Consider the following 25,545-nt stretch of genomic DNA (forward strand, 5'->3'; position numbering starts at 1 on the left):
ATGTCAGAGCAGGACAAGCTCCTCGAGTACCTCAAGCGCGTGACGGCCGACCTGCACCAGACCCGGCAGCGGCTGCAGGCGGCGGAGGCGGCCGGGCAGGAGCCGATCGCCATCATCTCCCTGGCCTGCCGGTACCCGGGCGGGGTGGCCTCGCCCGAGGACCTGTGGGACCTCGTCGCGGGCGGAACCGACGCGATGTCGGCGTTCCCGGAGGACCGCGGCTGGGACGTCGAGCGCATGTACGGCGCGGAGGGTGCGCGGGCGGTCGAAGGCGGCTTCGTCGACGACGCGGCTTCGTTCGACCCGGGGCTCTTCGGCATTTCGCCGCGCGAAGCGCTCGCGATGGACCCACAGCAGCGGCTGCTGCTGGAGACGTCGTGGGAGCTGCTGGAACGCGGCCGGCTCGACCCGCTTTCGCTGCGGGGCAGCCGGACCGGCGTGTTCATCGGCGCCAACGCGTCCGGTTACAGCAGCACCCTGCAGGCGGCCGCGGGTTCCGAGGGCTACCTGCTCACCGGCGAGGCGCCCAGCGTCATGTCGGGGCGGTTGTCCTACACCTTCGGGCTGGAGGGCCCGTCGATCACAGTGGACACGGCCTGTTCGTCGTCGCTGGTCGCGCTGCACTGGGCGTGCCAGGCGCTGCGGCAGGACGAATGCGGCCTCGCGCTGGCCGGCGGCGTGACGGTGATGGTGAGCCCGCTGGCGTTCGCCGAGTTCAGCCGCCAGCGCGGGCTGGCCTCGGACGGCCGCTGCAAGTCCTTCGCCGACGCCGCCGACGGCACCGGCTGGGGCGAGGGCGTCGGCATGGTGCTGCTGGAACGCCTGTCGGACGCGCGGCGCAACGGGCACGAGATCCTCGGCGTGATCCGGGGTTCCGCGGTGAACTCCGACGGCGCGTCCAACGGCCTGACCGCCCCGAACGGGCCGTCGCAGCAACGGGTCATCCGGGCGGCGCTGGCTGACGCGGGATTGTCCACTTCGGACGTCGACGCGGTCGAGGCCCACGGCACCGGCACGGCACTGGGCGACCCGATCGAGGCCCAGGCGCTCCTGGCGACCTACGGCCAGGACCGCCCCGCGGACCGCCCGTTGTGGCTCGGCGCGCTGAAGTCGAACATCGGGCACACGCAGTCGGCGTCCGGCGTCGCGGGTGTCATCAAGATGGTGCTGGCGCTGCGGCACGAGCTGTTGCCCCGAACGCTGCACGTGGACGCGCCATCGTCCGAAGTGGACTGGTCGGCGGGCGCGGTGGAGCTGCTGACGTCGGCTCGTCCCTGGCCGGCCGGGGATTCACCGCGGCGGGCGGGTGTTTCGGCGTTCGGGGTGAGCGGGACGAACGTGCACGTGATCGTCGAGGAGGCGCCTGCGGCTGAGCCGCTCCCGCCGGTGCTTCCGCAGGCGGCGCCGATCTCGCCGGCGGCACCGTCGACCGTGCCGCTTCCGCCGGCGGCGCCCGCGGCCGGGCTGCTGCCGTGGGTGCTCTCCGGGGCGAGCGCGGCCGCGGTGCGGGCCCAAGCCCGGCGGCTGCTGGCCGCCGACCCCGACCCGGTCGACGGTGGGTATTCCCTGGCGGTCACCCGTGCGGCGCTGGGCCACCGGGCGGTGGTGCTCGGTTCCGGCCGCGACTCGCTGCGCGACGGCCTGACGCGCCTCGCGGAAGGCGAGGACGTCATCGGCACCGCCGATCCGGACGCGGTGCTGGCGGTGCTGTTCACCGGCCAGGGCGCGCAGCGCGTGGGCATGGGTCTTGAGCTCTACGCGCGGTTCCCGGTGTACGCCTCGGCTTTCGACGAGGTACTGGCGCATTTCGAGCCGTCGCTCCGTGCGGCGTTCGACGACCCCGAGTTGCTGGACCGGACCGAGTTCACGCAACCCGCGTTGTTCGCGCTCGAGGTGGCGCTGTACCGGCTGGTGTCGTCCTTCGGTATCCGGCCGGATTTCGTGGCCGGGCATTCGATCGGGGAGATCTCGGCGGCGCACGTGGCCGGTGTCCTGTCCCTTGAGGACGCTTGCCGTCTGGTTTCCGCGCGGGCTTCGTTGATGCAGGCGTTGCCCGCCGGCGGCGCGATGGTGTCGATCGCGGCCCCCGAGTCCACTGTGGACTTGCCCGAGGGGGTCTCGATCGCGGCGGTGAACGGCCCGGAGTCGGTGGTGATCTCGGGCGTCGAGGCCGCGGTGCTGGCCGTCGCCGCGGAGTTCGCCGAGCGCGGCGTCAAGACGAAACGGCTTCCGGTGAGCCACGCCTTCCACTCACCGCTGATGGACCCGATGCTGGCCGGCTTCCGGGCCGTGGCCGAGTCGTTGACCTACCACCCGGCGCGGATACCGGTGATCTCGAATGTGAGCGGTGCTCTCGCAGGGCCGTTCACCGCGGATTACTGGGTCCGGCACGTCCGCGAGGCGGTCCGTTTCGCCGACGGTATGGCCACCCTCGAAGCCGAAGGGGCCCGCATCTTCCTGGAGCTGGGCCCCGACGGCGTCCTCAGCGCGCTGGCCGGCGGCACGGCGGTCCCGGCGTTGCGACGCGACCGCTCCGAAGAGAGAGCACTGCTCACAGCGTTGAGCACTGTTCACAAAAACGGCGTGGACGTCGACTGGGCGGCGTTCTTCCCCGGCGGCCGCCGCGTCGACCTGCCTCCGTACGCGTTCCAGCGCGAACGCTTCTGGCCGCGCGGTGGCGCGGCCCGAGGTGACGCGGGTTCGCTCGGTCTGGGCGCGCTGGATCACCCGCTGCTCGGCGCCGCGGTCAGCCTGGCGGGCCACGACGGCGTGGTCTTCACCGGCCGCCTGTCGCTGGAAACACAGCCGTGGCTCGCCGGGCACGCGCTCGGCGGGGCGGTTCTGGTGCCGGGCACGGCGTTGCTGGAGCTGGCGATCCGGGCCGGTGACCAGGTCGGCTGTGATGTGGTGGACGAGCTGACCCTCGAGGCGCCGCTCGTCCTGCCCGAGCGGGGAGGCGTGGCGGTCCAGGTGTTCGTCGGCCCGCCGGACGGCACGGGCCGCCGCGAGCTGACGCTCCACGCCCGCCCGGACGACGGAGCAGCCCCCGGCGAGGACTCGTGGACCCGCCACGCCAGCGGGCTGGTGGCAACGGGCGGAGAGCAGGTAGGAGAGCCGGCCGAGTGGCCCCCGCCCGGCGCGGAGCGGGTGCCGTTCGAGGGGTTGTACGACCAGCTGGCCGGCATGGGCTTCACGTACGGCCCGGCCTTCCGGGGCTTGCAGTCGGTCTGGCGCCGCGGCGAGGAGACATTCGCGGAGGTGGTGCTGCCAGAGGAGTTCCGCGGCGAGGCAGAGAGGTTCGGCCTGCACCCGGCCCTGCTGGACGCGGCCCTGCACCCCCTGGGCCTGGCGGCTCCGGCGGCCACCGCCTCAGCGGCTGAAGGCAACCGGGCCGCCGGCACCGCTGCCGCGGCGGCGGCTCCAGCCCGCCCGGCCGCCCCAGGCGCCGCCGGTTCCCAAGGCGCAGAGTCGCCGGCCGATCCCGGCCGTGCCGCCGCCCCGGCTGACACTGCCAGCCCGGCCGGTGCAGGTTCGCCCCAGCCCGCCACCGCCGCTGCGGTCGGCACCGCGGCTTCGGCACCCACCCTGGCTGGTGCAGGTTCGCCTCAGCCCGCCACCGCCGTTGCGGTCGCCTCCGCCGCTCCGGCACCCACCCCGCCCGGCACCCCCGCCTCCCCACCCACCGGCGGCATGCCGTTCTCCTGGAGCGGCGTCTCCCTCCACGCCACGGGCGCCACCGCCCTCCGCGTCCGCCTCTCCCCAGCCGGGGACAACGCCGTCACCATCACCGTCCACGATCAGACCGGCGGCCCCGTCGCCTCGATCGGCTCCCTCGTCCTGCGCCCCATCGCCACCACCCCCACCCCCGCCCAAGACAGCTCCCTCTTCCGCCTCGACCACACCCCGATCCCCGCCGGACCGCGAACCGACGCCGTCGTTCTCGCCCCCGATCCCTTCGGCCTCAACCTCCCCGCAGTGTCCAATGTGGACACCGAAGCCCCCCTCGTCTTCGCCGCCGTCGACAGCTCCGACGTCCGGACGAGCACCCACCGAGCTCTCATCCTCGTCCAGGAATGGCTCGCCGCCGACCGGCCCGGCCGGCTCGTCGTCGTCACTCGCGATGCCGAGACCGATCCCGCCGCCGCCGCCGTCCGCGGGCTCGTGCGGTCCGCCCAGTCCGAGCACCCCGGCCGGTTCCAGCTCCTCGATCTCGACCGCACCCCGCCACCCGACCTCGCCACCCTCCCCGCCGAACCCCAGGTCGCCGTCCGCGAAGGCGCCTTCGCCGCTCCGCGCCTCGTCCGCGCCCGCTCCGGTGCCCTGACCATCCCGGGAGAGCACTGGCGGCTGACCACCACCGGCGGCACCCTCGACGGCCTCGCCCTCCGGCCGGCACCCCCCGAACCCCTGGCCACCGGCCAGGTCCGGGTCGCCGTGCGCGCGGCCGGGGTCAACTTCCGCGACGTCCTCATCGCCCTCGGCATGTACCCCGATCCGGCCGCCGTCCTCGGGTCGGAGGCCGCCGGGGTCGTCACCGAAGTCGCGCCGGACGTCACCGGGCTCGCCGTCGGCGACCGCGTCTTCGGCCTCTTCACCGGGGCGTTCGGCCCGGAAGCCGTGACCGACGCCCGCCTCCTCGCCCCCATGCCCGACGGCTGGACCTTCGCCCGGGCCGCAGCCGTCCCCGTCGCCTTCGTCACCGCCTACTACGCCCTCTTCGACCTCGGCGGCCTCGAAGCCGGCCAGTCCGTGCTCGTCCACGCGGCCGCCGGCGGCGTCGGCATGGCCGCCGTGCAACTCGCCCGCTGGAAGAACGCCGAAGTGTTCGCCACCGCGAGCCCGGCGAAGCAGGACGCCGTCCGCGCGCTCGGCGTAGCGCACGTCGCCTCCTCACGAGACCTCGAGTTCGCGAAGCAGTTCGAGCCCGTCGACGTCGTCCTGAACTCCCTGACCGGCCCCTTCACCGACGCCTCACTCGGCCTCCTCAAGCCCGGCGGCCGGTTCCTCGAGATGGGCAAGACCGACCTCCGCGACCCCGAAGGCGTCACCTACCTCCCGTTCGACCTCGGCGACCCCGGCCCGGACCGGATCCGGGAAATCCTCCGCGACCTGCTCACCCTGTTCGCCGACGACGAGCTGCACCCCCTCCCGGCCCGGGTCTGGGACGTCGTCCGCGCGCCCGACGCGTTCCGGTTCATCAGCCAGGCCAAGCACGTCGGCAAGAACGTCCTGACCGTCCCGGCCACCCCGGACCCGGACGGCACCGTCCTCGTCACCGGCGGCACCGGCACCCTCGGCGGCCTGCTGGCCCGCCACCTCGTGACCGCGCACGGCGTCAAGAACCTCCTGCTGACCAGCCGGCGCGGCCTCGACGCCCCGGGCGCGGCCGAGCTGGTCGCCGAACTGACCGCCGGCGGCGCGAACGTGCGCGTCGAGCGCTGCGACGTCACCGACCGCGCCGCCCTCGAAGCGCTGCTCGGCCCGCTGAACCTCACCGGTGTCGTCCACACCGCGGGTGTGCTCGACGACGGCGTCCTCGAGTCGCTCACCCCGGACCGGATCGACGCCGTCACCGGCCCGAAGGTCGACGCCGCGCTGAACCTGCACGAGCTGACCCGCGACCGGGACCTCGCCTGGTTCGCGCTGTACTCCTCGCTCGCCGGCGTGGCCGGGGCCGCCGGCCAGGCCAACTACGCCGCCGCCAACGCCGCCCTCGACGCGCTCGCCACCCGCCGCCGTGCCGAGGGCCTGCCCGGCGTCTCCCTCGCCTGGGGGCAGTGGGCCGAGGCGAGCGGCATGACGGGCGCACTCGGCGACGAGGACCTGTCCCGGATCGCCCGGTCCGGCATCGGGGCGCTCGGCACCGCGGAAGCGCTTGCGCTCTTCGACGCGGCGCTGGTCGCCGGCGCCGGGTGCGTGGTCCCGGTCCGCGTCGACCTCGCCGCCCTGCGCGCCCAGGCCGAGCACCTGCCCGCCCTGTGGCACAGCCTGGTCCGCGTGCGCACCCGCCGCGCGGCCGGGGCGGCACCGGGCACCGACGGGCTCGCCGCCCGGCTGGCCGGGCTCGGCGGCGACGACGTCCGCCGGTTCCTGCTCGACCTCGTCCGCACCCACGTTGCGGCGGTCCTCGGCCACGACGGCGCCGACGCCGTCGAGCCGCAGAAAGCGTTCAAGGACCTGGGTTTCGACTCCCTGACCGCCGTCGAACTGCGCAACCGGCTCACCGCGGTGACCGGTCTGCGGCTGCCCGCGACGGTCGTCTTCGACCACCCGAACCCGCAGGCGCTGGCCGCGCTGCTGCAGGCCGAGCTCGCCGGCGACCCCGGCCCGGCGGCTCCGGCGGCGGTCACCGCCGTCGTCGACGGCGACCCGATCGCGATCGTCGCGATGAGCTGCCGCTACCCGGGTGACGTGACGTCGCCGGAGGAGCTGTGGCGCCTGGTCGAGACCGGCCGCGACGCCCTCACGCCGCTGCCCGCCGGCCGCGGCTGGGACCTGGCCGCCCTGGGCGCCGCCGAGGGCGGGTTCGTGCACGACGCCGGCGGTTTCGACGCGGAGTTCTTCGGCATCTCCCCGCACGAAGCCCTGGCCATGGACCCCCAGCAGCGGCTGCTGCTGGAGATCTCCTGGGAGGCTTTGGAACGCGCCGGGATCGACCCGCGTTCGCTGCGCGGCAGCAGCACCGGCGTCTTCGTCGGCGCCGCGCACCAGGCGTACGGCAGCGGCGTGGCCGAGGTGGCCGCCGGCGTCGAAGGGCACCTGCTGACCGGCAACGCGACCAGTGTCGTCTCCGGCCGCGTCTCCTACACCTTCGGCTTCGAAGGACCGGCCGTCAGCGTCGACACAGCGTGCTCGTCGTCGCTGGTCGCGCTGCACTGGGCGGTCCAGGCGCTGCGCCGCGGCGAGTGCGACCTGGCCCTCGCGGGCGGCGTCGCGGTGATGGCGCAACCCGGCATGTTCGTCGAGTTCGACCGGCAGGGCGGCCTCGCCTCCGACGGCCGCTGCAAGGCGTTCGCGGAGGCGGCGGACGGCACCGGCTGGGGCGAAGGCGCCGGCCTGGTCCTGCTGGAACGGCTGTCGGACGCCCGCCGCCACGGCCACGAGGTCCTGGCGCTCGTCCGCGGTTCCGCGGTCAACTCCGACGGCGCGTCCAACGGCCTCACCGCCCCGAACGGCCCCGCCCAGCAACGGGTCATCCGCGCCGCACTGGCCGGCGCGGGCCTGTCACCGTCCGAAGTGGACGCGGTCGAGGCCCACGGCACCGGCACCACCCTCGGCGACCCGATCGAAGCCCAGGCCCTTTTGGACACTTACGGCCAGGACCGCGAGGAGCCGCTCCTGCTCGGCTCGCTGAAGTCGAACATCGGCCACACCCAGGCCGCGGCCGGGATCGCGGGGGTCATCAAGGTCGTCATGGCGCTGCGGCACGGCGTGTTGCCCAAGACGCTGCACGTCGACGCACCGTCATCGCGCATCGACTGGGAGTCCGGCGCGGTCGAGCTGCTCACCGAAGCCCGGCGCTGGCCCGAGACCGGACGGCCGCGGCGCGCCGGCGTCTCCTCGTTCGGCATTTCCGGTACCAACGCGCACACGATCGTCGAACAGGCTCCGGCTGGGTCTCCCGAGCCGTCGCGCGCGGAGCCGTCCGGTGTGGTCCCGTGGCTGCTGTCGGCCCGCGACGCCGATGCACTCGCTGCGCAGGCAGAACGCCTTCGCGTGCACGTCGAGGCCCGGCCGGAGCTGGCGGCGGTGGACGTCGCGTACTCCCTGATGGGGCGGGCGGCCCTCGAGCACCGGGCGGTCGTGTTCGGTGGTGGTCGTGAGGAACTGCTGGCGGCGTTGGAGAACCCGCCGGTTTCCGGTGTCGCGCGGTTGGGGCGGCGGCTGGCGGTGTTGTTCACCGGCCAGGGTGCCCAGCGGGTCGGGATGGGGCTTGAGCTCTACGAGCGGTTCCCGGTGTATGCCTCGGCTTTTGATGCGGTGCTTGCACATTTCCCTGGCCTGCGGCCCGCTTTCGACGATGCCGAGCTGCTCGACCGAACTGAGTTCACTCAGCCGGCGTTGTTCGCGGTCGAGGTGGCGTTGTTCCGGCTGGTCGAGTCGTTCGGTGTCCGCCCGGATTTTGTGGCCGGGCATTCGATCGGTGAAATATCGGCTGCGCACGTTGCCGGTGTCCTGTCCCTTGAGGACGCATGCCGTCTGGTCTCGGCTCGGGCCTCACTGATGCAAGCCCTGCCCGCCGGGGGAGCGATGGTCTCCATCGCCGCGCCCGAATCGGCCATCACGTTGACCGAGGGTGTTTCCATTGCGGCGGTGAACGGCCCCGAGTCGGTGGTCATCTCCGGCGACGAGGCCGCGGTACTGGCCATCGCGGCGCAGTTCCCCAAAACCAAGCGGCTCACGGTCAGCCACGCCTTCCACTCGCCCCTGATGGACCCCATGCTGGACGAGTTCCGCGCGGTGGCCGAAACCCTGACCTATCACCTCGCTCGGATACCCGTGCTCTCGAATGTGAGCGGTGCTCTCGCTGAGCCGTTCACCGCGGACTACTGGGTCCGGCACGTCCGGGAGACCGTCCGATTCGCCGACGGCGTCACCACACTGAAGGCCGCGGGTGCGGACGTGTTCCTGGAGCTGGGCCCGGATGCGGTGCTCAGTGCGATGGTCGACGGCACCGCCATCCCCGCACTGCGACGAGACCGCTCCGAAGAGAGAGCACTGCTCTCGGCGTTGAGCACTGCTCACGTAAACGGGGTCGAGGTCGACTGGACGCAGCTCGTCCACGGCGGTCGGCGCGCCGACCTGCCCACGTACGCCTTCCAACACCGGAACTATTGGCTCGCGGCGGAACCCACCCCGGCAGCCGGCGGCGACTCCGGCTTCTGGGAGGTGGTGCGCAGCGGCAAGCTGGCCGCCGAGCTCGAACTGGCCTCGGATGTTGCCGAGGCGGTCACCCCGGCCCTGTCGGCCTGGTACCGGCGCCGCACCGAGAAATCCACAGTGGATTCCTGGCGCTACGGCACCACCTGGCGCCCGGTGCCGGCGGACCCGGCCGCCCTCACCGGCCACTGGCTGCTGGTCGTGCCGGAGACGGCCGAACCCGGAGTGGCGGCGGCTATCGCCCAAACGGTGATCGAACGCGGAGCCCGCATCACCCCGGTACGGCTCGACCCGCTGCTGCCTCGCGCAGAGTTCGCCGCCCGCCTCCGCGCGGCCCTGGCGGCGTCCGAAGTGGACGCGCTGCTTCCCGCCGCGCCTCAGGCTGGGGAAGGCAGCGGGGTTGCGGCGGTGAACACTGAGTTTCCCTCCCCGCCGCAAGCCGGAGGCGCCCGTGCGCTTGCGGCCGTGGACGGTGTGCTCTCCCTCCTCGCCCTCACCGAAGGCGGAACCGGAGCCGCCGCAGGGACAGCCACCCTCCTCCAGGCCCTCGGCGATCTCCAGACCGGCGGCCCTCTCTGGTGTCTCACCCGCGGCGCGGTCGCCGCCGTACGCGCGGATCGCGTCGAAGCCCCCGTCCAAGCCCAGGTCTGGGGCCTCGGCCGCACTGCCGCCATGGAATATCCGCAGCGCTGGGGTGGCCTGATCGACCTCCCCGCCGAACTCGACGAGCGCGCCCGCGCCCGGCTCGCTGCCGTGCTGACCGGCACCGAAGACGAGGTTGCCCTGCGGCCGTCCGGGGTCTTCGCGCGGCGGCTGGAACGCCGGTCCTCGGCCCGGGCATGGCAGCCGCGCGGGACCGTGCTCGTCACCGGGGGCACGGGCGCGCTCGGCGCCCAGGTCGCCCGGCGCCTGGCCGCCGGTGGTGCCGAACGGCTGGTGCTGCTCAGCCGGCGCGGCCCCGACGCGCCAGGCGCCGCGAACCTCGCCAGCGAACTCACCGAACTCGGCTGCCCCACCGAAATCGTCGCCTGCGACGCCGCCGACCGCGAAGCCCTGGCCGCGGTCATCCCCGCCGATGTCCGCGCGGTCGTGCACGCGGCCGGCGTTCTCGACGACGGCGTCATCGATTCCCTGACCCCCGAACGCTTCGACACCGTGTTGCGCGCGAAGGCGACCGCGGCCGAGAACCTGTCCGCCCTCACCTCCGGCCTCGACGCGTTCGTCCTCTTCTCGTCCATGGCCGGCGCGTTCGGCGCCGCGGGCCAGGGCAGCTACGCCGCCGCCAACGCGCACCTCGACGCACTCGCCCAGCAGCGGCGCGCCGCCGGGCTGCCCGCCGTCTCGATCGCCTGGGGGCCCTGGGCGGGTGACGGCATGGCCGCGGGGGACGCCGAAACCCGGCGACGGCTGCGCGCTGCGGGCGTCGGCGCTCTGGAGCCCGCCCTCGCCCTCGACGCGCTGTTCCTCGAAGGCGCGGCCGACACCGTGGTGGCCGACCTCGACTGGGACGTCTACCTCCCGGCGCTGCGGGCCGTCCGCCCCCGGCCGCTGTTCACCGGATTCGGCGAGCCGCTGGAAAGTCCCCAAGCGACCGAACCAACGCGACTGTCCGAAGTGGAGGTCCTCGACCTGACCCGCACGCACGTCGCGGTGGTGCTCGGCTACCCCGACGCGGCCGCCGTCGACGCCGGGCGCGCGTTCTCCGACAGCGGCTTCACCTCGCTGACCGCCGTCGAGCTGCGCAACCGCCTCGACGCGGCGACCGGGCTGAGCCTGCCCGCGACGCTGGTGTTCGACCACCCGACCCCGGCCGCGCTGGCCCGGCACCTGCATCGCGAGCTGCTCGGCCGTCACCCGGAACCGGCCGCCGCCGGCCCGGCGCCCGCCCGGGCGGACGAGCCGATCGCGCTCGTCGCCATGGGCTGCCGGTTCCCCGGCGCGGTCGCCACGCCGGAGGACCTCTGGCGGCTCGTCGCGGACGGCGTCGACGCGATGACCGGCCTGCCCGAGGACCGCGGCTGGGATCTCGGCGCGCTCTACGACCCGGACCCGGGCAAGAGCGGCCACAGCTACGTCCGCGACGGCGGGTTCCTCGACTCCGCGGCCGAGTTCGACGCGGCCTTCTTCGGCATCTCACCGCGCGAAGCCCTGGCCATGGACCCGCAGCAGCGCCTGCTGCTGGAGATCACCTGGGAGGTCTTCGAACGGGCCGGCATCGACCCGCAGTCCCTGCGCGGCAGCCGCACCGGCGTGTTCGCGGGCACCAACGGCCAGGACTACGCGGGCCTGCTCGGCGCGGCCGGCGAGGAGGTCGGCGGCTTCATCGGCACCGGCAACGCCGCCGCGGTCGTGTCCGGCCGGCTGGCCTACGCGTTCGGCCTCGAAGGCCCGGCACTCACCGTGGACACCGCCTGCTCGTCGTCCCTGGTCGCCATCCACCTGGCCGCGCAGGCGCTGCGCCGCGGCGAATGCGACCTCGCGCTGGCCGGTGGCGCGACCGTGATGTCCACCCCGGCGACGTTCGTGGAGTTCAGCCGCCAGCGCGGCCTCGCCTCCGACGGCCGCTGCAAGGCGTTCTCCGACGCCGCCGACGGCACCGGCTGGGGCGAAGGCGCCGGTCTGGTGCTCCTGGAACGGCTGTCGGACGCGCGCCGCCACGGTCACCGGGTCCTGGCGGTCGTCCGGGGTTCGGCGGTGAATTCCGATGGCGCGTCCAACGGGCTGACCGCACCCAATGGTCCTTCGCAGCAGCGGGTTATCCGCGCGGCACTGGCCGACGCCGGACTGTCCACTTCGGACGTAGACGCCGTCGAAGCACACGGCACCGGGACGAAACTGGGCGACCCGATCGAGGCCCAGGCGCTGCTGGCGACCTACGGCCAGGACCGGGAAACGCCGCTGTGGCTGGGTTCGGTGAAGTCCAACATCGGGCACACCCAGGCCGCGGCGGGCATCGCCGGGGTCATCAAGATGGTCATGGCGATGCGCCACGGCGTCCTCCCGCGAACGCTGCACGTCGACGCGCCGTCGTCCCATGTGGACTGGTCGGCGGGGTCGGTCGAGCTGCTGACCGAGCCGCGCGAGTGGGGGTCCGGCCCGCGGCGGGCGGGGGTGTCGGCGTTCGGCGTCAGCGGCACCAACGCCCACCTGATCCTCGAAGCGGGCGAGCCCGAGCCCACGTCCCCGGTCCACGACGGACTCACCGTCTGGCCGCTGTCGGCGAAGGACGAGCAAGCCCTGCGCGATCAGGCCCGGCGCCTCCGCGCCACGGTCGGCGAGGACGCTCCGGCGGCGGGGGTCGGCCGTACCCTGGCGACCGGCCGGGCGGCCCTGGAGCACCGGGCCGTCGTCCTCGGGGACCGCGAGCAGCTCCTGGCCGGGCTGGCGGACCTGGACACCGCCGTCCGCGGCACCGCCGTCCCCGGTGCGCGCCTGGCCGTGCTGTTCACCGGCCAGGGCGCCCAGCGCGCCGGGATGGGCCGCGAGCTGTACGGCCGGTTCCCGGTGTTCGCCGACGCTTTCGACGCCGTCTGCGCCGAGTTCGACCGCCTGCTCGACGCGCCGCTGCGCGAGATCGTCTTCGACGGCGGCGACCGGCTCGACCGGACCGGCTACACCCAGCCCGCCCTGTTCGCCGTCGAGGTCGCGCTGCACCGGCTCGTCACGGCGTGGGGCGTGCGCCCGGACTTCGTCGCCGGGCACTCGATCGGCGAGCTCGTCGCCGCCCACGTGGCCGGGGTGCTGACCCTGCCCGACGCCTGCACGCTGGTCGCGGCCCGGGCGTCGCTGATGCAGGCGCTGCCCGCCGAGGGCGCGATGGTCTCCATCGCGGCGCCCGAGTCCGCCATCACCCTCACCGAGGGCGTTTCGATCGCGGCGGTGAACGGCCCCGAGTCGGTCGTCGTCTCCGGCGACGAGACCGCGGTCCTGGCGATCGCCGCGGAGTTCGCCGGGCGCGGCATCAAGACGAAGCGGCTCACGGTGAGCCACGCGTTCCACTCGCGGCTGATGGACCCGATGCTCGACGAGTTCCGTGCGGTCGCCGAGACCCTCACGTACCACCCGGCCGAGATACCGGTGCTCTCGAATGTGAGCGGTGCTCTCGCCGAGCCGTTCACCGCTGACTACTGGGTCCGCCACGTGCGCGAAACCGTCCGATTCGCCGACGGCGTCGAGACACTGAAGTCCGCAGGCGTCGGTGTGTTCCTGGAGCTGGGCCCGGATGCGGTGCTCAGCGCGATGGTCGACGGCACCGCGATCCCGGCGCTGCGGCGAGACCGCTCTGAAGAGAGAGCACTGCTCACAGCGTTGAGCAGTGTTCACGTCCACGGCGTCGACGTCGACTGGGCGGCGTTCTACCCGCCGGCGCCCCCGGTCGACCTGCCCACCTATCCCTTCCAGCGGCAGCGGTTCTGGCCCGAGCCCGCACCCGCCGCGCCGATGTCCGAAGTGGACACGGAGTTCTGGAAGGCGGTCGAAGGCGAAGACCTGGACTCCCTCGGTGCCCTGCTCGGCCTGGACGGCGACCAGCGCGCCGCCGTCGCCTCCGCGCTCCCGGCCCTGTCCGGCTGGCGGCGCGAGACGCGGGCGAACTCCGACGCCTGGCGCTACCGGGTCGTCTGGCGCAAGCTGCGCGACACCGGGGGCGCGGTGTCCGGCGACTGGCTGTTCGTCCTGCCGGAAACCCTCGACGACCCCTCGGCGGCAACGGCCGCGGCGGGTGCCTTCGCGACGGCCGGGGCACGGCCCCTGGTCGTCCGGGTGCCCGAGGACGCCGACCGCATCACGGTCGCGAAGCTGGTCGAGGCCAAGCTGGCCGAAGAAGGTGCCACGCCGGTCGGTGCGCTGTCGCTGCTGGCCTTCGCGGCCGGCACCCGGGCGTCGGCCGTCGCCGCCGGGCTCCCGCAGACTCTCGCCCTGGTCCAGGGCCTCGGCGACGCGGGCGTCACCGCACCGCTGTGGTGCGCGACCCGCGGTGCCGTGGCGACGGCGGACGACGAGCCCGTCGCCGATCCGGCCCAGGCTCAGTTCTGGGGCTTCGGCCGGACGGTCGCGATGGAACACCCGAACCGCTGGGGCGGCCTGGTCGACCTGCCGGAGGTCCTGAGCGGCGAAGACGGCGAGCGGCTCTGCGCGGTCCTGGCCGCGGGCCGCGAGGACGAAATCGCCGTCCGGCCGGCCGGTGTCTTCACCCGCCGGCTCGTCCGCGACCACCGATCGAGTCCACAGTGGACGCCCCGCGGAACCGTGCTGGTCACCGGCGGCACCGGGGCGCTCGGCGGGCACGTCACCCGCTGGCTCCTGGACCACGGCGCCGAGCACGTCGTCCTGGCGAGCCGCCGCGGTGGCGAAGCGCCGGACGACCGCGTGACGGTCGTCGCCTGCGACGTCGCCGACCGGGACGCGGTCGCGGCCCTGCTGGCCGGGTACCCGGTGACCGCGGTGGTGCACGCGGCGGGCGTCCTCGACGACGGCGTCGTCGACACCCTCACCGGCGACCGGTTCGCCGGGGTCCTGCGGGCCAAGGTGACCGGCGCGCGGATCCTCGACGAGCTGACCGGCGACCTCGACGCCTTCGTCCTGTTCTCCTCGCTGGCCGGCGCGGCCGGCGCGGCGGGACAGGCGAACTACGCGGCCGCGAACGCCGAGCTGGACGCCATCGCCCAGCGCCGCCGCGTGTCGGGCCGCGCGGCCGTCTCGATCGCCTGGGGTCCGTGGGCGGGTGACGGCATGGCCGCCGGGAACGCCGGCCGGATGCGGCGCGCCGGGGTCACCCCGCTGCCCGCGGCGGAAGCCGCGGCGGCGCTCGGCCGGATCACCCGGTCGCAGGTCGTCGCCGACATCGACTGGGACACCTACCCGTCGGCCCGGCCGCTCTACGCCGAGCTGGCCCCGGCGGCGCCGGTCGCGACGGCGCCCGAAACCCTCGGCGACCGCCTGGCCGGGCGGTCCGCGGCCGAGGCGGGCGACCTCGTGCTCGACGTCGTCCGCGAGCACGTCGCGGCGGTCCTCGGCCACGGCCGGGCGGCCGACGTCGCCCCCGACCGGGCGTTCAGCGAAACCGGCTTCACGTCGCTGACCGCGGTCGAGCTCCGCAACCGCCTGGACCGCGTCACCGGCCTGAACCTGCCCGCGACGCTCGTCTTCGACCACCCGTCGCCGTCGGCGCTGGCCCGGCACCTGACCGCGCAGCTGCGGGCGGACGAGCCCGGGGTCGACGACCTGCTCGACCGGCTCGGCCGGGCCGGCGCCACCCTCGACGAAGCCGGCCGGGCCCGCGTCGCGGACCGGCTGCGGCAGCTCACCGCGGGCTGGGCGGGCGAACCGGCCGCCCCGAGCCTCGAAACCGCCAGCGACGAGGAGATGTTCGACCTCCTCGGCAAAGAGTTCGGCATCTCCTGACCCGGCGCCCGCGACCTACGGAGTGAGAAGACGATGGACAACGAGGAGAAGCTCCGCTACTTCCTCAAGCGGGTCACGGCCGATCTGCAGGACACCCGCCGCCGGCTCCAGGAGGCGCAGACCACCGAGCCGGTCGCGATCGTCGGCCTCGGCTGCCGGTTCCCGGGCGGCGTCCGCACCCCGGCGCAGCTGTGGGACCTGGTCGAGGGCGGCCGCGACGCGATCTCCGGCTTCCCCGAGGACCGCGGCTGGGAACTCGGCTCGCTCCACGACCCCGATCCGGAGACGCCCGGGACGTCCTACGTGCGCGAAGGCGGCTTCCTCGACGGCGTCGCGGACTTCGACGCCGGGTTCTTCGGCATCTCCCCGCGCGAAGCCCTGGCCATGGACCCGCAGCAGCGGCTGCTGCTGGAGACGTCGTGGGAAGCCCTGGAGCACGGCGGGATCCGGCCACCGTCGCTGAAGGGCAGCCGCACCGGCGTCTTCGTCGGCTCCAACGGCCAGGACTACGGCACCCTCATGCTCGGCTCCGCCGAGGCCCTCGAAGGCCACCTCGCGACGAGCAACGCCGCGAGTGTCCTTTCCGGACGCGTCGCCTATGCGTTCGGCCTGGAGGGACCGACGCTCACGGTCGACACGGCGTGCTCGTCGTCGCTGGTCGCGCTGCACCTGGCGGTGCAGGCGCTGCGGCAGGGGGAGTGCGACCTCGCGCTGGCCGGCGGGGTCACCGTGCTGCCGACGCCGGGCTCGTTCATCGCGTTCAGCCGGCTGCGCGGCCTGGCCCCGGACGGCCGGTGCAAGGCGTTCGCCGAATCCGCCGACGGCACCTCGTGGGGCGAGGGCTGCGGCGTGGTCGTGGTGGAACGGCTGTCCGACGCGCGCCGCCACGGCCACCCGGTCCTGGCCGTCGTCCGGGGTTCGGCGGTGAACTCCGACGGCGCGTCCAACGGCCTGACCGCACCGAACGGTCCTTCGCAGCAGCGGGTGATCCGCGCAGCGCTGGCCGACGCCGGACTGTCCACTGCGGACGTCGACGTGGTCGAAGCGCACGGTACCGGGACGACGCTGGGTGACCCGATCGAGGCCCAGGCGTTGCTGGCGACCTACGGCCAGGACCGGGAAACGCCGCTGTGGCTGGGTTCGGTGAAGTCCAACATCGGGCACACGCAGGCCGCAGCCGGGGTCGCTGGAGTGATCAAGATGGTCATGGCGATGCGCCACGGCGTCCTGCCGCCGACCCTGCACGCCGGCGAACCGTCGTCGCGGATCGACTGGTCGGCGGGGTCCGTGGAACTGCTCACCGAGCGCCGCGAGTGGCCGTCGGACCGGCCGCGGCGGGCGGCGGTCTCGGCGTTCGGCATGAGCGGCACCAACGTGCACACTATCCTGGAGCAGGCCGAGGACCTCCCGGCCACCGGTCCCGACGAGCCGGGACGGGTCGTCCCCTGGGTGCTTTCGGCGCGGTCACCCGAGGCGCTGCGCGCGCAGGCCGCCGCCCTCGCCGACGTCACCGGGCCGATCGGCGACGTCGGCTTTTCCCTGGCCACGACCCGGACTTCGTTCGACCACCGCGCCGTGGTCGTCGGCGACCGCGACGGTCTCATCGCCGGGGTCGCGGCGCTCGCCGCGGACGTGCCCGCGCCCGCCGTGGTCAAGGGGACGGCCGTCGCGGGCAAGGTCGCGATGGTGTTCCCCGGCCAGGGATCCCAGTGGGCCGGGATGGCCGTGGACCTGCTCGCCGAGTCCCCGGTGTTCGCCGCGCGGATGGCCGAATGCGCTGCCGCTCTGTCGTCCTTTGTGGACTGGTCACTCGCCGAAGTGATCCGCGACGCCGCGATGCTGGAGCGTGTCGACGTCGTGCAGCCCGCGTTGTTCGCGGTGATGGTCTCGCTCGCGGAACTGTGGCGCTCGTACGGCGTCGAGCCCGCCGCGGTCGTCGGGCATTCGCAAGGGGAGATCGCCGCCGCCGTCGTCGCGGGTGCACTGTCCCTCGAGGACGGTGCCCGGGTCGTCGCGTTGCGCAGCCAGGCGATCCTCGCACTCGCGGGCGAAGGCGGCATGGTCTCGATCGCCGAGCCTGCCGACGCGGTGGCGGCCCGGATCGCGCCCTGGGGCGAGCGGCTGTCGATCGCCGCGATCAACGGCCCGTCCGCGGTGGTCGTCTCCGGCACGCCGGACGCGCTGGAAGAGCTCCTGGAAGCCTGCACCGATGTCCGCGCGAAGCGGGTTCCGGTGGACTACGCCTCCCATTCACCGCAGGTGGAACGCATCCGCGACCGCCTCCTCGACGTCCTCGCCCCGATCCGGCCGGGAAAGGCCGAGACGGGTTTCTTCTCGACGGTCACCGGCACCTGGCTCGACGGCCCCGAACTGGCCGCCGAGTACTGGTACGCCAACCTCCGCCGCCCGGTCCGGCTCGACACTGCCGTGGAAGCCCTGGCCGGCCAGGGGTTCCGGACCTTCGTCGAAGCCTCGCCGCACCCGGTGCTCACCATGGCGATCGGCGGCGACGAGGTGACCGCGCTCGGCTCGCTGCGCCGCGACGACGGCGGCCTCGCCCGCTTCCACACCGCCCTGGCCGAAGCCTGGGTGCACGGCGTCGACGTCCGGTGGGACGACGCGTTCCCCGGCGCCCGCCGCGCCGAGCTGCCCACGTACGCGTTCCAGCACGAACGCTACTGGCCGCGGCTGGTCTCCGGGGTCGACGCGGGTGGCCTTGGCCTGACGCCGGCAGAGCACCCGCTGCTCGGCGCGGTGGTCGCGCTGGCGGGCTCGGGCGGTGCGGTGCTCACCGGCAAACTGTCGCTGCACAGCCAGCCGTGGCTCGCCGACCACCGCGTCGGCGGCGAAGTCCTGTTGCCGGGCACGGCGTTCGTCGAGCTCGCCCTCCGCGCCGGCGACCAGGCCGGCCGCCGCACCCTCGAAGAACTCACCTTGGAGACCCCGCTCGTCCTGCCCGCCGAGGGCGGGGTGCACCTGCAGGTCTCGGTGGAGGAGGACGGCGAGCTCGCGATCTTCTCCCGGCCCGACGAGTTCACCCCGTGGACCCGCCACGCGACCGGCCTCCTGACCGAGGACGCCGTGGTCGCCGAGCCACTCGACACTTGGCCGCCAGTCGGAGCGTCGCGAGCCGGGCTGGACGGCTTCTACCCGGCCATGGCGGCCACCGGCGTCGATTACGGCCCGGCGTTCCAGGGCCTGCGCGCGGTGTGGACCCGCGGCACCGACGTCTTCGCCGAGGTCGAGCTGCCCGAAACCCTGCGCGCGGAGGCGGCCCGGTTCGGGCTGCACCCGGCGTTGCTGGACGCGGCCCTGCACGCGGCCGGCTTCGGCGCGCTGGCGGCGGGGGACGGGCCGAGGCTGCCGTTCGCGTGGAGCGGCGTCTCCCTGACGGCGTCCGGGTCGACCGTGCTGCGGGTCGCGCTGACGCCCGTGTCCGCGGACACCGTCGCGCTGACCTTCACCGACGAGACCGGCGCGCCGGTCGGCGCCGTGAAATCGCTTTCCCTGCGCACTCCCGCGAAAGCCACCCGGGCCGACGTGCTCTTCGAAGTCACCTGGCCCGAGGTGGCCGGCACCGAGCTGACCAGCGAGTTCGAGGTGTTCCGCGTCCCGGGCGGTCCGGTGCGGGAAGTGACCGCGGCGGTCCTCGCGCGGCTTCAGGAGTGGCTCGCTTCCGAGGGGCTCCTGGTCGTCGCGACCTCCGGCGCGGTCTCCGTCGACGGCGAGGACGTCACCGATCTCGCCGCCGCGGCCGTGACCGGCCTGGTGCGGTCGGCCCAGACCGAGAACCCCGGCCGGTTCGTGCTGCTGGACGCCGCCGAGGTTCCGGCGGAACTGCCGCTCGGCGAACCCCAGCTGGCGTTGCGCGCCGGGAAATGGCGGGCCCCGCGGCTGGCCCGGGCATCCATTGTGGACAACACGCCGGACTGGGGCGACGGCGCGGTCCTGGTCACCGGCGCGTCCGGCCTGCTCGGCGGCCTGGTCGCCCGGCACCTGGTCACCCACCACGGCGTCCGGCAGCTCCTGCTGCTGTCCCGCCGCGAACCCGCGGAGCTCGCCGCTGAACTCGCCTGCCTGGGCGCCACCGCGACGGCCGTCGCCTGCGACGTCGCCGACCGCGCGCGGCTGGCCGAGGTCCTGGCCGGGCACCCCGTGTCGGCGGTCGTCCACGCGGCGGGCGTGCTCGACGACGGCGTCCTCGAATCCCTCACCCCGGATCGGCTGGCGGCGGTCCTGCGGCCAAAGGCCGAGGCGGCCCTCAACCTCCACGAACTCACCTCGGACCTCTCGGCCTTCGTCCTGTTCTCCTCCTTCGCGGCCACCATGGGCGGCGCGGGACAGGCCGGCTACGCCGCCGCGAACGCGTTCCTCGACGCCCTCGCGCAGCACCGCCGTGCCCAGGGCCTGCCCGCCGTATCGCTGGCCTGGGGGCTCTGGGCCGAAGCCAGCTCGATGACCGGCCACCTCGCCGACGGCGACCGGCGCCGCATGGCCGGCGCCGGCATGACCCCCCTGGACACCGAGCTCGGCCTGGCCCTGTTCGACCGGGCCGTCGCCGCGGACCGGGCCGTGCTCGCGCCGGTCCGGCTCGAACTCGCGGCCCTGCGCCGGCAGCCGGTGACGCCCACGCTGCTCCACGGCCTGCTCCCGCCACCCCGGCGGCAGGCGACGGCGGCGGCCGCGCAGACGTCGTTCGCCGGCCGCCTGGCCGGTCTCGGCGCGGACGACCGCGTCCGGCAGGTCCTGGACCTCGTCCGCGGCCTGGTCGCGGGCGTCCTCGGGTACGCGTCGGGGGCCGCCGTCGAACCGGCTCGGGCGTTCAAGGAACTCGGTTTCGACTCGCTGACCGCCCTCGAACTGCGCAACCGCCTCGCGGCCGAGACCGGCCTGCGGCTGCCGGCGACGCTCGTCTTCGACCATCCGACCCCGCAGGCCCTCACCCGGTACGTGGTCGAGCGCGTGTCCGGGACGGCGGCGCCGGTGGTGGCGCGGGAGCGGCGGGTGGACGGCGACCCGGTCGTGGTCGTCGGCATCGGCTGCCGCTACCCCGGCGGGGTCCGCGGCCCGGAGGACCTGTGGGACCTCGTCGCCGCCGGCCGCGACGCCGTAGGCGGCCTCCCCGACGACCGCGGCTGGGACACCGGCGCGCTCTACGACCCCGACCCGGACCACCCGGGCACCAGCTACGCCAAGGAAGGCGGGTTCCTCTACGACGCCGCCGCCTTCGACGCGGGCTTCTTCGGCATCTCGCCCCGCGAGGCCCTGGCCATGGACCCGCAGCAGCGGCTGCTGCTGGAGACGTCGTGGGAAGCCCTGGAACGCGCGGGCATCGACCCGGAATCGCTGCGCGGCAGCCGGACCGGCGTCTTCACCGGCGTGATGTACTCCGACTACGCGTCCCGGCCGCTCGCCGTGCCCGAGGGTGTCGAGGGGTTCCTCGGCACCGGCAGCTCGGCGAGCGTGGCGTCCGGGCGCGTCGCGTACGCGTTCGGTTTCGAAGGCCCGGCGATCACGGTGGACACGGCGTGTTCGTCGTCGCTGGTGGCGCTGCACCTGGCGTGCCAGTCGCTGCGGCAGGGCGAGTGCGACCTTGCTCTTGCCGGTGGGGTGACCGTCCTTTCGACACCGGGGGTGTTCATCGACTTCAGCCGGCAGCGCGGCCTTGCCGCCGACGGCCGGTGCAAGTCGTTCGCCGACGCCGCCGACGGCACCGGCTGGGGCGAAGGCGCCGGGATCCTCGCCGTGGAACGGCTTTCCGACGCCCGGCGGCTCGGCCACCCGGTGCTCGCGGTGGTCCGCGGCACGGCGGTCAACTCCGACGGCGCTTCCAACGGCCTGACCGCGCCCAACGGCCCGTCGCAACAGCGGGTCATCCGTGCCGCGCTGGCCGGGGCGGGCCTGGAACCGTCCGAAGTGGACGTCGTGGAAGGCCACGGCACCGGCACGACGCTGGGTGACCCGATCGAGGCACAGGCGATCCTGGCCACCTACGGCCAGGATCGCACGACGCCGCTGTGGCTCGGCTCGCTGAAGTCGAACATCGGGCACACGCAGGCCGCGGCCGGGGTGGCGGGCGTGATCAAGATGATCATGGCGATGCGGCACGGCGTGCTGCCGCCGACCCTGCACGTGGACCGGCCGTCGTCCCATGTGGACTGGTCCGCGGGAGCGGTGGAACTGCTGACGGAGACCCGGGAGTGGGCCGTGGACCGGCCGCGGCGGGCCGGTGTCTCGTCGTTCGGGGTCAGCGGGACGAACGCGCACGCCATCCTCGAACAGGCGCCCGTTCTCCAGCCGGTGGTGCCGGACCGCGGTGAAACCGGCCTGGTGCCGTGGGTGTTGTCCGGACGCAGCGAGGCCGCGTTGCGCGCGCAGGCCGCGCAGTTGCTGGCCGTCACGGAGCATCCGGCCGACGTCGGCTGGTCGCTGGTCTCTTCGCGGAGCCGGTTCGCGCACCGGGCAGTGGTCCACGGCGCCACCGCCGGCGAGCTGCTGAGCGGGGTTTCGGCAGTGGCGGACGGCCGGTCCGCGCCGAACGTCCTCACCGGACGCGAACGGCCCGGCCGGCTCGCGGCGTTGTTCACCGGCCAAGGCGCGCAGCGGGCGGGCATGGGCCGAGAGCTGTACGAGCGGTTCCCGGTGTACGCGTCGGCTTTCGACCAGGTGTGCGCGCATTTCGGCCCGGGGCTGCGGGAGGCCTTCGACGACGCCGAACGCCTTGACCGGACCGAGTTCACCCAGCCTGCGTTGTTCGCGGTCGAGGTGGCGTTGTTCCGGCTGGTCGAGGCGTTCGGTGTGCGCCCGGATTTCGTGGCCGGGCATTCGATCGGGGAGCTCTCGGCCGCGCACGTGGCTGGGGTGTTGTCCCTTGAGGACGCTTGCCGTCTGGTGGCCGCCCGCGCGTCGCTGATGCAGGCCCTGCCCACCGGGGGCGCGATGGTGTCCATCGCCGCCCCGGAGTCCGAGATCGAGCTGACCGACGGGGTCTCCATCGCGGCCGTCAACGGCCCGGCGTCGGTGGTCATCTCGGGTGAGGAAGCCGCGGTGCTGGCCATCGCGGCGCAATTCCCCAAGACCAAGCGCCTGAAAGTGAGCCACGCGTTCCACTCGCCGTTGATGGATCCGATGCTGGAGCAGTTCCGCGCAGTGGCCGAGACCCTCACCTACCACCCAGCGCAGATACCGGTGCTCTCGAATGTGAGCGGTGCTCTCGCCGAGCCGTTCACCGCGGACTACTGGGTGCGGCACGTGCGCGAGGCCGTCCGGTTCGCCGACACCGTCCGGACCCTCGAAGCCGAGGGCGTGATGACGTTTTTGGAGCTGGGCCCGGACGGCGTGCTCAGCGCGATGACCAGGGAAACCCTCGGCGGGAGCTGCGTCGCTGTCCCGGCCTTGCGGCGAGACCGCTCCGAAGAAAGAGCACTGATCTCGGCGTTGAGCACTGCTCACGTCCACGGCACCGACGTCGGCTGGACGCCCTTCTTCCCCGGAGCCACCCGCGTCGACCTGCCCACCTACCCCTTCCAGCGCAGCCGTTACTGGCTGGACATGGTCCTGCCGGAGACACTGGTCCCGGAAGCGGCCGACGCGCCGGAGGCCGAGCCGATCACCGGGCGCCTGGCGGAGCTCCCGGCCGCCGACCGCCCCGCGTGGCTCCTCGGGTGGATCCGGGCGGAGGTGGCGGCGACGCTCGGGCACCCGTCCGCCGACGCGGTCGAGCCGGAATCCGCGTTCGCCGATCTGGGCTTCACGTCCTTGGGTGTCGTGGAACTGCGCAACCGGATCAGCGCGGCGACCGGCCTCGAGCTGCCCGCGGCGCTCGTCTGGGACTACCCGACGGTCGCCGAACTCGCCGAGCACGTCCTGGCCAACGTCACCCTGACGGCGGCCGCTCCGGCCGGTTCCCTGGGCACGCTGCTCCGGACGGCCAGGGCCACCGGCCGCACGGACGAGTTCCGGGCGTTCCTCGGCACGGCAGCACAGTTCCTGCCCGCGTCCCCGTGGACGCCCCGGCTCCGGCGCGCGACGACGGGGGCGTCCCGGCCGCTGCTGTTCGCGGCCGGGACGCTCGCCGGCTCGACCCGGTGGTGCGAAGACGTCACCACGCGGTTCGACGGCGTCCGCGAGACGTGGCTGCTGCCCGCCCCCGGGTTCGACGGCGAGACCTCGCCGCCCGCCGACCTGGACACGCTGGTCGCGGCGGCGGCGGAGGCCGTTCGCGCCCAGGCGGACGGCGAGCCGTTCGTCGTGCTCGGGGCCGGCTCGGGGGCGCTGTTCGCCGCCGCGGTGGCGGACGCGGCCGGCGCGACCGGCGTCGTGCTGGCCGACCCGGCGGAGGTGGAGTTCGACGAGCTGCCCGAGACGGCGAGCGACGCCGAGCTGACGGCCGTCGGCGCGTACCTGCGGCTGTTCGGCACGCCGGCCGGCGAGCCGCGGGTGCCGGTCCTGGCCCTGAAGACGGGGGAGGACGTGGCGGACGCGGCCCGGCAGATCCACGCGTGGCTGGTCGAAGAGCTGCCCGCGGCGTGCCGGTGACCGGGATGATCCGGTGTCATATCTGATGTTTCGTGCACGAGACCTTGACGGCCCGATTGGAAGGAACTTTTACTAACCGGAGGTCCTCCACCTCACCTCCGGGAGCACGCATGTCCTCACTCCGGCGCATCGCGAGCGCGGCCGCCGCGTTCGCGATCGCGGCCAGCGGTCTCGTCCTGGGTGCGCCCACGGCGTCGGCCCTCGAAAACGGCCTGCTGCGCACACCGCCGATGGGCTTCAACAACTGGAACTCGACGCAGTGCCGTGCCGAGTTCAACGAGGCGATGATCAAGGGCATCGCGGACATCTTCGTCAGCAAGGGCCTGAAGGACGCGGGCTACACCTACGTCAACATCGACGACTGCTGGGCACTGCCGTCCCGCAACTCGGCGGGCAACCTGGTGCCGGACCCGGCGCGGTTCCCCGACGGGATCAAGGCACTCGCCGACTACGTGCACTCGAAGGGCCTGAAGTTCGGCATCTACACCAGCGCCGGCACGAAGACGTGCAACAAGGCCGGGTTCCCCGGCGCGCTGAACCACGAGCAGCAGGACGCGAACCTGTTCGCCTCCTGGGGGGTCGACTACCTGAAGTACGACAACTGCAACAACCAGGGTGTCGACGCGCAGCAGCGCTACAAGGCGATGCGCGACGCGCTCGCGAAGTCCGGCCGCGCGATCGCGTACTCGATCTGCGAGTGGGGCCAGAACCAGCCGTGGACGTGGGCCGCGCCGGTCGGGAACCTGTGGCGCACCACCGGGGACATCTCCGACAAGTGGTCGAGCATGATCTCGAAGGCCCAGACCAACCGCGGCCTGGCCCAGTACGCGGGCCCGGGGCACTGGAACGACCCGGACATGCTGGAGGTCGGCAACGGCGGCATGACGGCGGCGGAGTACCGCACGCACTTCAGCCTGTGGGCGATGATGGCGGCCCCGCTGCTGATCGGCAGCGACCTGCGCAAGGTGTCGGACGACAACTTCGCGATCCTCAAGAACACCGACGTCATCGCGCTCGACCAGGACCCGCTGGGCAAGCAGGCCACGGTGCTGAGCGCGAACTCGGGCCTGGTGGTGTACAGCAAGGTGCTGTCGAACGGCGACCGCGCGGTGGCTTTGTCCAACGAAACGGCCGCGACGGCGACGATCAGCACCACTGCCTCCGCGACCGGGATCGGCAGTGCGTCGTCGTACACGCTGAAGGACCTGTGGAGCAAGGCCGTCCGAAGCACTTCGGGGACGATCAGCGCGTCGGTGCCTTCGCACGCGACGGTGCTGTACCGCGTGTCGCGCGCGGGTGGCTCGACGCGCTACGAAGCCGAGTCGGCCTCGTTGTCGGCGGGCGGCACGGTGGATTCGAACCACGCGGGCTTCTCCGGAACCGGCTTCGCGAACGGCGCCAACGCGGTCGGCAGCTACGTCGAGTGGCAGGTGACGGGACCGGCGACGTCGCTGGCGTTCGGCTACGCGAACGGCACGGCGGCCGACCGCCCGGTGGACATCTCGGTCGACGGAACGGTGGTGGCCGCGGCAGTGCCGTTCCCGGCCACGGGCGCGTGGACGACGTGGAGCACGGTGAGCCGCCCCCTCGCCTTGGCGGCGGGAGCGCACACGGTCCGCGTCACCGCGACGACGGCGGACGGCCCGGCGAACCTGGACTACCTGGACGTTTCCCCGTAGGCGGCGCCGGGGTGGGCAGATGAGGGCGATGCCCACCCCGGGGCCC

Annotated in this window: 3 protein-coding genes; all 3 read left to right on the plus strand. The window is 73.8% G+C overall.

Translation table 11 applies throughout. The features are described from left to right. The 3 genes from AB0J55_RS25890 (at position 1) to AB0J55_RS25900 (ending at position 25,499) form a co-directional block, all read left to right on the plus strand. Positions 1-15,282, plus strand: a complete 15,282-nt coding sequence (locus AB0J55_RS25890) for a type I polyketide synthase (RefSeq protein ID WP_364253418.1) — start codon at positions 1-3, stop codon at positions 15,280-15,282. Between the two features lie 33 nt (positions 15,283-15,315). Further along, a complete protein-coding gene (locus AB0J55_RS25895; RefSeq protein WP_364253421.1) occupies positions 15,316-23,820 on the plus strand; it encodes an SDR family NAD(P)-dependent oxidoreductase in 8,505 nt (2,834 codons plus the stop codon). A gap of 110 nt (positions 23,821-23,930) precedes the next feature. Continuing rightward, positions 23,931-25,499 carry a carbohydrate-binding protein gene (locus tag AB0J55_RS25900; RefSeq protein WP_364253424.1) on the plus strand — a complete coding sequence of 523 codons (1,569 nt, stop codon included), beginning with the start codon at positions 23,931-23,933 and terminating at the stop codon, positions 25,497-25,499. Positions 25,500-25,545 lie beyond the last annotated feature (46 nt).

Origin of the sequence: Amycolatopsis sp. NPDC049688 (assembly GCF_040674975.1) — a bacterium.
In the GTDB taxonomy this organism is placed as follows: Bacteria; Actinomycetota; Actinomycetes; order Mycobacteriales; family Pseudonocardiaceae; genus Amycolatopsis.

Excerpts from the sequence above, each read along its gene's own strand:
- AB0J55_RS25890 (WP_364253418.1), top strand. The coding sequence starts at position 1 with ATGTCAGAGCAGGACAAGCTCCTCGAGTACCTCAAGCGCGTGACGGCC.
- AB0J55_RS25895 (WP_364253421.1), top strand. The coding sequence starts at position 15,316 with ATGGACAACGAGGAGAAGCTCCGCTACTTCCTCAAGCGGGTCACGGCC.
- AB0J55_RS25900 (WP_364253424.1), top strand. The coding sequence starts at position 23,931 with ATGTCCTCACTCCGGCGCATCGCGAGCGCGGCCGCCGCGTTCGCGATC.